This is a genomic window from Rothia endophytica (assembly GCF_039543885.1).
In the GTDB taxonomy this organism is placed as follows: domain Bacteria; phylum Actinomycetota; class Actinomycetes; order Actinomycetales; family Micrococcaceae; genus Rothia; species Rothia endophytica.
Genome location: NZ_BAABKP010000001.1, coordinates 1,208,479 through 1,219,626, shown reverse-complemented (window position 1 = coordinate 1,219,626; position 11,148 = coordinate 1,208,479). Strand labels below are relative to the sequence as shown.

The following is an 11,148-nucleotide window of genomic DNA, read 5'->3' as shown; positions in this document are numbered from 1 at the left end:
CTAGGAGAACCAACATGGCAACCCTTGAAATCAAGGACCTGCACGTATCCGTCATCCTCGATGATGAAAATACCAAGCCCATCCTCAAGGGCGTGAACCTTACCATCAACTCCGGTGAAATTCACGCCGTTATGGGCCCCAACGGCTCCGGCAAATCAACGCTTGCTGCGACCATCGCCGGTCACCCCAAATACCAGGTAGACTCCGGTGAAATCCTGCTGGACGGCGTAGACGTCACCGAAATGTCAGTGGACGAGCGTGCCCGCGCCGGCCTCTTCCTGGCCATGCAGTACCCCGTGGAAATCCCCGGCGTCACCATGTCTAACTTCCTGCGTTCAGCAAAGACCGCTGTAGCCGGCGAAGCCCCCGCACTGCGCACCTGGACCAAGGACGTTAAGGGCGCTATGGAAAACCTTTCCATTGATCCCGCCTTTATCGCGCGTAATGTTAACGAAGGTTTCTCTGGCGGCGAGAAGAAGCGCCACGAAATCCTGCAGCTTGAATTGCTCAAGCCCAAGTTCGGCATCCTCGATGAGACTGACTCCGGTCTGGACGTTGACGCACTCAAGGTTGTTTCTGAAGGCGTGAACCGCGCTCATCAGGCTAACGACATGGGTGTTATGCTGATTACCCACTACACCCGCATTCTGCGCTACATCAAGCCTGACTTCGTGCACGTTTTCGTTGACGGCAAGATGGTTGAGCAGGGTGGCCCCGAGCTCGCTGACCGCCTTGAAGAAGAAGGCTACGAGCGTTACATCGGTAAGAAGTAACCACACTGCTTTTAGGAAGGGAACGCTCATGAGCGAAACCCCAGCTGGTCGCCCCAGCCAAGAAGAAATCGAGGACGCCCTCAGTAACGTCATCGACCCCGAACTCGGTGTGAACATCGTTGATCTGGGCCTGCTCTACGGCATGCGCTGGAACGACGAGGGCGCACTGGTGCTCGATATGACCCTAACGACCGCCGCCTGCCCCCTGCAGGATGTCATCGAGGAACAGATTCAGCAGAATCTGGAAACCATGATTGATGAATGGCACGTCAACTGGGTGTGGATGCCCCCGTGGGGTCCCGAACGAATCACTGAGGACGGCCGTGATCAGATGCGCGCCCTCGGGTTCAACATCTAAACCCACAATTCTAAATTAGCTCGGAACTGATAGCATCAGTTCCGGGCTAATTTTTTGTTGAAAAATTAAATAACGATTATTTGAAGCCTATCCCTAAAATTAATGGAACTTTAAAAATTTGAACAGTTTTACAATTCTCAATTAAATTCTATTTCTGGTTGAGGTTTATGGGGGCTGTATGCGCAGAGTCTGCACTAGTTGTCATAAGGAATGGCGGTATTAGGAGTGTAGATTTCACCTACAATATAGGTGAATTTATTGGCCGCGAACGCACGCTAACTGAGCCAATAAAACACTATGACTAGGAATCTAACGAAAGATCAACATATCCCCCTTAAAGCAGGGATAGACCCTGATTGTTCACTTTTAAAGGTGCTCTGCTCTCTCAAGTAGCGCAGCTACCCCCACCATGGTATTCATCCCAGCAGGTTCTTAACTGGCGGGATTAACGGCTGAAGAACACGATGAATGGAACGTGCCTGAAGCGCGCCGTGACTTTGAAACCCCTCAGCGCCAAGTCACCATTGACCAGCAGTTTGCGATGTCCCAGACCCTAGTGACCGTGAACCGGTTCCAGGCCTGTGTGGATGATACCGGATACCAGGTGCGCGCTGGTGCCTGGAACTACCAGCCCTAGAACCTGCGTCTGGACTACCGCAGTGCTTACTACTCCTCATAAACTGTGGCCAATATGCTCGGCTTCCGCGTACTGGGTGAGCTGAACTAAAAATAAGCGAAGGTTGACCTTCAGCATTGAGGGTGACCCTTCTGGTGTCTAGCCTGCTTTGTTTGCGGACTAAAACCAGGAGGGTCGCTTTTCTTTACGGCGTGATTGCGAAGGGATCGTGTGAGGGATCTGTTGTTACGGTGAGCTCGGCTCGATTCAGTATTTCTTGTAATACCACTTGACCTTCGAAGTGACCGATGAGAGCCGCTGTCATATCGATACCGGCTGAAATCCCAGAGGATGTCCAGCGGCTACGGTCCTGCACCCATCTGGCTGAAGGTTGCCACGAAACATCAGGGCCAAAACCGGTAACCCAGTGGTAGGCCCGTTTGTTAGTGGTTGCCCTATACCCTGAGAGCAGGCCAGCCTGGGCAAGAAGAGCTGCGCCGGTGCAGACGGAAGCAACGGTGGCGCTGTTTTTGCCCAGTAGGTTTAGCCGTTCTATAAACTCTTGATTATTGACCAGGGCCCGGGTTCCTTTGCCGCCAGGCACGAAAAGCATGTCGGCCCTTCCTAAATCTGTCAAAGCACGAGAAGCTATGACCTCAATACCCTGAGAACTGCGTACTTTTCCAGGGGAGGGTGCATAGAACTCAAGGTGGTAATGAGGCACAAACTGCAACAGCTCCACCGGCCCAAAAACGTCCAGAAGCTCAAAGCCATCGAAGAGGATAACTGCTATTGCCTTTTTATCTGACATCGCAACGTCACTGCTAACCAGCATTGAAGCCACCGTTTGTATGCAGCAGTTGGCCGTTGACCCAGGATCCCTTTTCTGAGCAAAGGAAGCTCACGAGATGAGCGACGTCCTCGGTTGTGCCCAATCTTCCTGCTGGAGTCATCGTTGTTAGCTGCCCCTCGAGGTCACCGGTCATCCAGCCCGTATTGACAGGGCCAGGATTAAGCACATTGCACCTGAAACCCTGCCCACCAAGTTCAACGCCACTAGCAATCACCAAGCGGTCCAGCGCTCCCTTGGACGCGCCGTAGGGTAGATTATGGGCAGTATGGTCACTGGTCAGGGCGATAACAGACTTGATGCATTCGGGGTCGTGATTGGAGAGCTCGGCATATCTTTTGATGAGCAGCCACGGCGCCCTAGCATTAACTGCAAAATGCTCGTCCCAGGCCTCCAGACTGGTGGTCAGGACGCCACTATCAACCGATTCGCAGTGGGACATCACAAGGGCCCTTACATCCCCGTCAGAAAATGCTCTATCGACAAGTTCAGTAGCTGAGTGCGGATCGGCTAGATCAACTTCAACACAGTGAACCGAACGGCCCAGTTGCTCGCCTATAGTCTTCAGATCATCAAAGTCGGTGGGGGAGCGGTCAAGGCCCAACCGTTCATCGTAGGCTGACCAATAGCTGATGACTAGGTCATAGCCATCGTTCATCAGTTCTTGAGCGATTGCAAAACCGATACCCTTCTTTCTGCCAACTCCCGTGATCATCGCTAGTTTTTCTGACATCTTTTGCCTTTCTCTTGGCCTAGTCTCTCGAACGAGCTGAGAGATGGTTGGGCAAAAACAAACCCGCGAGTCTATGAGCTATTAGCGGCGCTTAGTCGCCGGTTTCTCCGTCGATATTTTCTCGCAGAAGGTCAGCGTGCCCCAGATGACGGCCCCATTCCTCGATGAGATGTAGAGCCACCCAGCGGTAGGAAAAGTGGTTGCCTTCCCCGGTGGCTCTCTTACTCACGTCATCCCAGTCAGTACCCTGTAGCAACTTGCGGGTCTTATTCGTGCTGAGTTTCAATTCTTCGATGATAGTTTCGATGGAAAGAGTGCTGTGCCAGTCAGCATCCGGATCAGCGTCCCAGTCGGTAGATGCCCAGGGCTCCATTTCCGGGTTGCCCAGCAGGATGTAGTCCCGCCAGTAGTCTTCAACGAACCAGAGGTGGGCGGCCATACCTTTCAGCGTCATGCTGCTGGGTGGCAACACGCGGCTGAGAGCATCCTCGGCCAACCAGCTTCCGTCAGATGCTTGAAGTTTGCGCAAGAAAACGTCCTGCTGGAAGGCGATGTAGCCCAGCACTACCTCTTTTTCGTTGCCCGCAAGCGGCGGATCAACTAAGGGTGTCTTCATGAGCCCAGCATAACAAGTCTGGACATAATAGAAGCGGCACCAGGTACGTTGTACCCAGTGCCGCTTCTAAGATTTCCGCGAAAGCTCTACTGTGCGAACTGGCTGTTGTAAAGCTCTTCATAGAACCCGCCGCGTTCTAACAGCTCAGCGTGAGAGCCGGACTCGACGATATCCCCGTCCCGCATCGCGAAGATAACATCAGCATCACGAATGGTAGAAAGACGGTGGGCAATCACAAAGGAAGTCTTGCCATGGGCCAGCTGACCGAGCGAGCGCTGAATCAGCAACTCGGTGCGAGTATCCACCGAGCTGGTGGCCTCGTCCAAAATCAGCAGGGGCTTATCAGCGATCATGGCGCGGGCAATGGTGACCAGCTGCTTCTGCCCGGCAGACAAGGCAGTTGAATCAGTGAGTACCGTGTCGTAGCCATCGTGTAACTGGCTGACCAGCTCGTCCAGACCCACGGACTTCATCACAGCATCCAAGCGCTCTGGGGAAACCTCACCGGTTCCATAGAGTACGTTTTCGCGCAAGGTGCCCTCAAACATCCAGGTATCCTGAAGCACCATAGCGAAGATGCCATCCACCTGCTCTCGGGTCATCGAAGAAACGGGTACCCCGTCGATGCGAATCTCGCCTGAGTCCACCTCATAGAAGCGCATCAAAAGATTCACCAGCGTTGTTTTACCGGCACCGGTTGGCCCCACAATGGCAACTTTCTGCCCTGGCTCCACGGAGGCGGTAAAACCGTGGATGATTTCCTTACCCGGCTCATAACTGAACTTCACATCCTCAAAGTCGACAGCGCCGCGGACATCCGGATCGAGAATAAGTGCCTTATCTGATTCGTCGGCTAATTCCTCAGCCTCCAAGAAGTCAAAGACGCGACCGCCAGCAGCAGCGGCAGACTGCAAACTGGTCGCCGACTGCGCCAGCTGGCCCAGGGGATTGGTGAACAGACGGACGTAGACAATGAAAGCAACAATCACACCGAAGGTAATGGTGTTATTAAGAACCAGCATTGCACCGACCACACAGACCACCACATAGCCCAAGTTGCCGATGAAGCTCATCAGAGGGAACATGAGGCCCGAGAAGAACATGGACTTCCACGCCACCCCGTAGAGCTCACCGTTGCGTGATGCGAACTCCTGGCGCACCCCGCGCTCGCCGTTATAGGCGCGGATGATGCTGTGCCCCGAGAGACTTTCTTCAATATGGCCGTTGAGGCGCCCCAATAACTGCTGTTGCGCCACAAAGTATTTCTGGCTCTTGCTGAGCACAAAGCCGGAGGCCGCGATACCCAGCAGAGAAGCCAGGATAGCAGCCAGTGCCATACGCCAGTCAGTCACAAACATCATGACCGTTGAGCCCACCAGAGTAACTACACCGGTAATGGTAGTGGCGAGTGAGTTGTTAAGAGTCTGCTGCAGGGTGTCAACATCGTTGGTCACGCGAGAGAGCGTGTCACCGGTTGATCCCTGATCCAGGTAGGAAAGGGGGAGCGCATCGATTTTGCGGTCTAAATCAGAGCGCATGTTCTGAGAGACCCACACGGTGGAGCGCGCCATAATGACGCCTTCTACCAAGCTGAGGAGCAACGAGCAGACCAAAAGAGCGATGGAAATCCACATGAGCCGGCTTACGGCTGCCATATCGATATCGCCCATGAAGCCCTGCTGGATTTCATCGGTGATGTCGGCAAGGAACTGGGGAGCGATGATATTGAGGATAACCCCAATGATCGCCGCGATAATCGCAAGAATCATGGCCGGCAAAACCGGACGCAGGTAGGCAAGGAGCTTGCCGATGGTTTGCTTGAAGGGAGCGTTAGAGACTGATGCAGCAGGGGCAACAGGCGGTCCACCGTGCCCACCGCGCATCATTCCCTTATCGCTGGTTAGCTGGCTATCGCGTAGCTGGCCCGCCGCGGACATGCCCCGAGCGGCAGTTTCTAAATCTTGCTCAGAAAAGGACTGAGTTGCTGGTATTTGCTGGGTCATGATGCGAGTTCCTCATCAGAGAGCTGGGAGCGGGCAATATCCTGATAGACCTCGTTAGTAGCCATAAGGGTCTCATGAGTTCCATTGCCTACAATCCGGCCCTTATCCAATACTAAGATTCGGTCAGCATCGCGCACGGTACCAATGCGCTGGGCTACCACCAGCACGGTAGCACCGGCTGCCGCTGTCTTGAGGGCTTGGCGGATATCTCGCTCGGTTTTGTAGTCCAGTGCTGAGAAAGAGTCATCAAAGATGAGGATTTCTCCGCCACGTGCCAGGGCTCGAGCCATGGAGATGCGCTGTTTCTGACCGCCCGAGAAGTTCTTACCGTTTTGGGCCACCACAGAGGCGTAACCATCTTCTTTGCCGCCCACAAATTCAGCAACCGATGCTGCGGTAGCTGCACTGACCACGTCCTGGGCGCTCATGGCACGCCCATTCTCGCCCAGCGCGATGTTGGAGGCGATAGAGCCAGAGAACAGTGTGTTTTTCTGGGGGACGTAGGCAATGCGGTTGCGCAGTTCTTCGAGATTCCACTCGCGCACGTCCACGCCGTCCACCAGAACTGCACCCTCACGAACATCGTAGAAGCGGGGAATGAGGTTCACCACTGAAGACTTGCCAGAACCTGTTGAACCAATGAGAGCGACGGTTTCGCCGGGGGAGGCCATGAAGCTGAGCTCGTGGAGAGCGTCCCCATCAGCACTTGGGTATCGGAAGCTCACGTTACGGAACTCCACCGTGCCAGCGGTGGCGCTGCCCGAGGTGACTGAACCACTCGTAATGGAGGGCTCGGTGCGCAGAACTTCCCTAATACGGCGCCAGGCAACGAGCGCCCTTGGCCCCATGATGAAGACGACGGTCATCATCATGAAACTGGTGACCACTAGCAGGGCATAGGTTGAGAAAACCACCATCTGACCAAAGAGGGTGATGCGCTGGTTAACGTCGGGAGTGTCATTGATGAGCACAGCGCCCAGCACATAGATGGAAAGAGAAAGGCCAGTCATAATCGCGGTCAGCATGGGCATGATGAAGGCCATGGTGGTGTTGACGAACAGAGTGGTGTTGCGCAGGTCCATGTTGACTGCTTCAAACCGCTTCCGGTGGAAGCTCTGGGTCAGGTAGGCACGGATGACGCGCAGACCCGTCAGGTGCTCGCGGGTGACCCGGTTGAGCCCATCGGTAATTTTCTGCATGCGCATCATGCGGGGGATAGCCAGTGCCATGGCGATGCCCAAGACTAGCAGAGTGAGGCCAACAGCCACGGCGGTGGGAATGGTCCAGGTGACCGATTCACTAGCGATTTTTGAGCTTGCCCAGACCGCCATAATCGGAGCTTTCACGCTCATTTGCAGACCCATGACGATGAACATCTGAACCTGGGTAACATCATTGGTGGAGCGGGTAATGAGGCTGTCAGTGCCAATGGAGTTGACCTCTGCCGAGGACATGTCAAAAGTCTTATCAAAAACACCGGCACGCATGCGGCGGGCTACGGTAGTTCCAAACAAGGCTGTGCAGAAACCCGTAATGATGGCCGCCACCATAGACCCCGCTGCGGCAGCCAGCATGAGCCAGCCGTGCTCCATGACATCAGCCAGTTGGCTGCCCGGGGTGGAGATGGTGACGGTAATGTGTTCCATATACTCAGGAACCCGCAGGTCAAGATAAACCTGGGCAACAATCATCAGCACAGCGAGTAGCGCGAGCGTCCACTCCCGCCGATGAATAAAATGATGAAATTTCATGGTGTCCGTTTCAACAGGTAGATACTGAGTGCTCTTGACCCGCCCTTGAATGCTGCGAGAGACAGCTAAGTATTTTTAAATCTCTTCTATTATTCCTGCAAAAGATGACCTTGGGCAGGAATCTTTCACTTCTGCACTGTTCTCTCTGCCACGTTGTGGCATTATGAGGGATAAGAGAAGCAAAAGGACGTCGGGGTGCAGCTCAACAATCTAAGCTGTACCTCGGCGCCCTTGGCTATGAGCTAGAAGGTTCTAGGCACCCGGGTTGTTCAAATCCTTGGCCTCAAAAGTATTGCACTGAGCCATATCACCCGAGTTATAACCTGCCATGTACCAGGCGGTGCGCTGAGCACTGGTGCCGTGGGTGTAGGTAGAGCTGTCGGTGTGGCCCTGACTGGTCATCTGGATGTGGTCATCGCCAATCACCTCGGTGGCGTTGATAATGGTTTCCAGTTCACTTTCAGTGAGAGGTTCCAGCTGAACGGGAGATTCGGTGTCGTTCTGCGCTTCACGGGCCCAAAGACCTGCGTAGCAATCTGCCTGGAGCTCAACACGTACTGCACCCGAGTCAGCACCCTTGGGGTCATACTGAGAGTACTTCAAATCGCCCAGCTGGTTTTGAATATGGTGACCGAACTCGTGGGCCAGCACGTACTGCTCGGCTGCCTGACCGCCGGTTGCGCCCAACTGGGTCTTCATGGTCTCAAAAAAGCTGGTATCCACATACGCAGTCTGATCTACGGGGCAGTAGAAGGGGCCAACAGCGCTAGACGCGCCACCGCAGCCGGTGTTAACTCCACCGCTAAAGAGCTGGAGTACCGGTGGTGCGTAGGCAGTCCCGGTAGCTGCAGGCAGAGCATCTTGCCAGAAGTAATCCAGAGAGTTAGCGGTACCCACCATGTTGCAGTCGGTGATGTTGTTAGCATCCTCACCGGTCTTGCATTCATTCTGGAGCTGGTCCTCAGAATCGGTGCTCACATTCGAATAATCAAAAGAGCTACCGCCGGTGACCCGGTTGAGCATGTTGAGACCATCCTGGCCGAAGAACACGCCTACGGCTAAGACAAGTAGCATGCCGCCCAAGCCGCCGCCCACCTTCATACCGGTGCTACCCCCGCCACCGCTGCGGCGTACCCGGTCAGTATTAAGCTGTGAATTTTCTTTGAAAGCCATCATAGGTACAGCATATTGAAGTCAGACCCTTACGCTCTGCTCGACACGAGCAAAAGTTTCCGCATCACCTAAGTAGTACGGTGCTAGCAGATGGTGGGGTGAAATAGTCCTAGTGACCGGGACGGTCCAGGCCTCTTGCAGCTAGAGCATCGCCGGTTTCATGGGAGTAAGCAACTGTTGCAATGACCAGGGGAGTGAAGAGCCTGAATGAACTGACCCGCACACCCCGTGCAATAACTGCCACCGTCAGTGCATTCCACAGGTCCATGATGACGGGGATGGATCGAACCATGAGTGCTAAGGCTAAGCCAACGGTCTCCGGGCTACCACCCACCCACCGCAAGGGGGTGCAGAGCCAGATAAAACCGTCAATGATGACCGGCATAGGGGTGCTCCAGAGCAAAATTTTGGAGGCAAAAATCATGGTCAACAGTGTCAGCAGAACGTCAGCGCCAGTTTCTACTTTGCCTGAAAAGAGATAGTAGGCCGTCAGGATTGCTAGAAGAAGCCAGAGTGAACGCACTGCCTGCCACCAGTGAGAGACCGGAATGCGAGCGCAAAACCCCAGCGCTATCACCAGGAGCAGGGCACCCAAACCAACACCCCAGTGCTGTGTTGCAGCAAGTAACAGAGCCAAAAGAAAGATAAAAGCGCCCTTATACTTCAGGGCTAGCCGGTGGAGGGGGCTATCTAGAGGGGTATAAGTGCCAAATAGATGATTGGTCAGTTTCATTCATCGACCTGGCCATCCGTATCTGAAACCTCTAACGCACGGGGCTGCCAAGGCTTAGGGAACCCGCCCGCACACCAGCCCTTGTAGGCATCAATGACCTGCCCTGCAGGCCCCTGCTCGAGCAAACGCCCCTCGTGAATTACCAAAGCCTCCTCACACTGGGCTGCTAGCTCCAGATCATGAGTCGAGATTACTAACTGCTGAGGCAGATCCTTCAGCAGGGCTGATAACCTTAATCTATTGCGCAAATCCAAGAGGGTTGTCGGTTCATCAAGTAGCAGGACGCGAGGCTCAACCGCCAACACCGAGGTTAGGGCGGCCAGCTGTTTTTCTCCACCTGACAGGCTGAACACCGAATCAGTAGCCCTATGTTCAAGACCCCGCGCTCGCAGGGCGTCCAGAGCAGCTGCCCGGCGGGTGTCTCTGTCTTTGATGTGCTGCAGGGAGAGTTCAACATCTTCGGCAGCGGTGGGCATAATCAGCTGCGCCTGCGGGTCTGAAAAGAGCAAACCTACGTGCTGGCGCACTGCCCGAATATTGGTGTAGACATCAACACCATGCACTGTCACCCCGCCAGAACTCAGCTCGCTCAACCCGTTGAATAGCCTCAAGAAGGTGGATTTGCCGGATCCGTTGAGACCCAATACCGCTGTGGTGGGGGAAGAAAGACTCACCGTTATATCGTGCAAGATGGTGCGCTGCTCAGTGCCTGTCTCAACGGTGACGGTGGCGTTACGGGTTGCTAAAACACCGTCCATAGAAAATTCTACGGACGGTGTTTTGGCCTCGCTACGGCGAAAGAACACGTGGGTTAACCTAACGTGAGAGAGCTGGGAAAGCGCGGTGTACTGCTAGAGCGACCACAATAGCAAGGGCGCATTTAATGAGATCGCCGGGAATGTAGAGGGTGGCCGCTAGCGCTGCTGCTTGGAGTGAGAGGTTTGCGTTAATCATCATGCCCGCGATACCGAAAATCTGGATGACCGCGAAACCTGCCAGGACTGCTCCTAGCTGGTGGATGAATTGAGACTTTTTGTTACCGTACAGGCGCAGAGCCAGATGGGAGAGGTAGCCTGCGATAAAGGCGCCGGGGACAAATCCCAGCAGATAGCCAAATGAGGGACTGGCAATGGTGCCAAAGCCTGCGCCGCCGCGCGCAAAGATAGGTAATCCTAGCAGGCCCGCTACGAGGTAGAGGATCACGGCGAAAGCTGCACGCTTACCGCCCAGGATGAGGGCGGTGGTGTAAATGGCTAGGGTTTGCAAGGTAATGGGAACCGCGGCAGGGCCTACTGACACGGCGGGCAGAAGGGCGCAGACCGCTATGAAGGCGGCAAAGACTGCGATTAGAGCCAGGTCGCGTCCGAGATTCGTGGTACTAGTGCGGTGGTGGGTTGTTGTCATGTGCACTACTATAAACCTTTTTTTGAACAGTGTTCAAAGCGTTGACAGGCGCTGGTGCTATCGGGCCTGAGGTCTGTAGCTGGTGGATGTGAGTAACCACGCCGGTGCTGGGCGCTGACGCACTAGCCTTGAACCCCT

General features: G+C 54.6%; 12 protein-coding genes. 3 read left to right on the top strand and 9 right to left on the bottom strand.

The annotated features are described in order from the left end of the window. Positions 1-14 precede the first annotated feature (14 nt). The 3 genes from sufC (at position 15) to ABD982_RS05515 (ending at position 1,768) form a co-directional block, all read left to right on the top strand. Positions 15-773 carry a Fe-S cluster assembly ATPase SufC gene (gene sufC / locus ABD982_RS05525; protein WP_251379978.1) on the top strand — a complete coding sequence of 253 codons (759 nt, stop codon included), beginning with the start codon at positions 15-17 and terminating at the stop codon, positions 771-773. 28 nt (positions 774-801) lie between these two features. Next, complete coding sequence (locus tag ABD982_RS05520) at positions 802-1,131, top strand: metal-sulfur cluster assembly factor (RefSeq protein WP_237202692.1); 330 nt, start codon at positions 802-804, stop codon at positions 1,129-1,131. A gap of 475 nt (positions 1,132-1,606) precedes the next feature. Beyond that, the gene (locus tag ABD982_RS05515; protein WP_345445404.1) at positions 1,607-1,768 is read left to right on the top strand and encodes an SUMF1/EgtB/PvdO family nonheme iron enzyme; all 162 of its coding nucleotides are present in this window, start codon (positions 1,607-1,609) and stop codon (positions 1,766-1,768) included. 184 nt (positions 1,769-1,952) lie between these two features. On the opposite strand, the gene ABD982_RS05510 is transcribed toward ABD982_RS05515, so the two are convergent. The 9 genes from ABD982_RS05510 to ABD982_RS05470 form a co-directional block, all read right to left on the bottom strand. Beyond that, the gene (locus ABD982_RS05510; RefSeq protein ID WP_345445402.1) at positions 1,953-2,582 is read right to left on the bottom strand and encodes a DJ-1/PfpI family protein; all 630 of its coding nucleotides are present in this window, start codon (positions 2,580-2,582) and stop codon (positions 1,953-1,955) included. Further along, positions 2,572-3,330 carry an SDR family oxidoreductase gene (locus tag ABD982_RS05505; RefSeq protein WP_345445400.1) on the bottom strand — a complete coding sequence of 253 codons (759 nt, stop codon included), beginning with the start codon at positions 3,328-3,330 and terminating at the stop codon, positions 2,572-2,574. Before ABD982_RS05505 ends, ABD982_RS05510 begins: the two co-directional genes overlap by 11 nt. A 91-nt stretch (positions 3,331-3,421) precedes the next feature. Further along, on the bottom strand, positions 3,422-3,946 hold the full coding sequence (locus ABD982_RS05500; RefSeq protein WP_345445398.1) for a mycothiol transferase: 525 nt from the start codon (positions 3,944-3,946) through the stop codon (positions 3,422-3,424). Positions 3,947-4,032: 86 nt separating this feature from the next. After that, positions 4,033-5,949 carry an ABC transporter ATP-binding protein gene (locus ABD982_RS05495; RefSeq protein WP_345445396.1) on the bottom strand — a complete coding sequence of 639 codons (1,917 nt, stop codon included), beginning with the start codon at positions 5,947-5,949 and terminating at the stop codon, positions 4,033-4,035. Beyond that, positions 5,946-7,700 (bottom strand): ABC transporter ATP-binding protein, encoded by a 1,755-nt coding sequence (locus ABD982_RS05490; protein ID WP_345445394.1) that lies wholly within the window; start codon positions 7,698-7,700, stop codon positions 5,946-5,948. Before ABD982_RS05490 ends, ABD982_RS05495 begins: the two co-directional genes overlap by 4 nt. A 252-nt stretch (positions 7,701-7,952) precedes the next feature. Further along, positions 7,953-8,876 carry a KPN_02809 family neutral zinc metallopeptidase gene (gene ypfJ / locus ABD982_RS05485; protein ID WP_345445392.1) on the bottom strand — a complete coding sequence of 308 codons (924 nt, stop codon included), beginning with the start codon at positions 8,874-8,876 and terminating at the stop codon, positions 7,953-7,955. A gap of 106 nt (positions 8,877-8,982) precedes the next feature. After that, a complete protein-coding gene (locus tag ABD982_RS05480) occupies positions 8,983-9,606 on the bottom strand; it encodes an energy-coupling factor transporter transmembrane component T family protein (protein WP_345445390.1) in 624 nt (207 codons plus the stop codon). Beyond that, entirely contained in the window at positions 9,603-10,412 is an 810-nt protein-coding gene (locus ABD982_RS05475; protein ID WP_345445388.1) for an energy-coupling factor ABC transporter ATP-binding protein, read from the bottom strand. Before ABD982_RS05475 ends, ABD982_RS05480 begins: the two co-directional genes overlap by 4 nt. 10 nt (positions 10,413-10,422) lie before the next feature. Further along, positions 10,423-11,010 (bottom strand): biotin transporter BioY, encoded by a 588-nt coding sequence (locus ABD982_RS05470; RefSeq protein ID WP_345445386.1) that lies wholly within the window; start codon positions 11,008-11,010, stop codon positions 10,423-10,425. Between the last annotated feature and the right edge of the window lie 138 nt (positions 11,011-11,148).